Origin of the sequence: Pseudoflavonifractor sp. 60 (assembly GCF_009911645.1) — a bacterium.
GTDB lineage: Bacteria > Bacillota > Clostridia > Oscillospirales > Oscillospiraceae > Lawsonibacter.
Window position 1 is genome coordinate 1 of record NZ_QWKI01000292.1, and the last position, 466, is coordinate 466.

A 466-nucleotide genomic window follows, 5' to 3' on the forward strand; every position below is an offset into this window, starting at 1 on the left:
ATGCCAACACAAAAGGGTCCAGCCCGCTGGGCCGGACCCTTTTTAATGCCTCCTTAGCTCAGTCGGTAGAGCATGCGGCTGTTAACCGCAGGGTCGTTGGTTCGAGTCCAACAGGTGGCGCCAAGAGCGGCTTGCCGCCTAGTATGACGGCAAGCCGTTTTTCCTAATAACCCGTCACGGCCATGGGCCTTTAGCTCAGTAGGTTAGAGCAGCTGCCTCATAAGCGGCCGGTCCACGGTTCGAGCCCGTGAAGGCCCACCAATTTTATCTGCAATATAGGGGTATAGCTCAGCAGGTAGAGCAGCGGTCTCCAAAACCGCGTGCCGAGGGTTCGATTCCTTCTGCCCCTGCCACGTGTGTTACAGAGTAATCTGTCTTTATAAATAAAATGGCGCGGTAGTTCAGTTGGTTAGAACGCCGGCCTGTCACGCCGGAGGTCGAGGGTTCAAGTCCCTTCCGCGTCGCC

Annotated in this window: 4 tRNA genes; all 4 read left to right on the forward strand. The window is 56.4% G+C overall.

Going from position 1 to position 466, the window contains the following annotated elements:
* Window positions 1-47: 47 nt before the first annotated feature.
* Window positions 48-123, forward strand: a tRNA-Asn gene (locus D1646_RS21690).
* A 61-nt stretch (window positions 124-184) separates the two neighbouring features.
* Window positions 185-261 (forward strand) — tRNA-Ile (locus D1646_RS21695).
* 16 nt (window positions 262-277) lie between these two features.
* Window positions 278-353: transfer RNA gene (locus D1646_RS21700), tRNA-Trp, on the forward strand.
* A gap of 37 nt (window positions 354-390) precedes the next feature.
* Window positions 391-464 (forward strand) — tRNA-Asp (locus D1646_RS21705).
* Window positions 465-466: the final 2 nt, after the last annotated feature.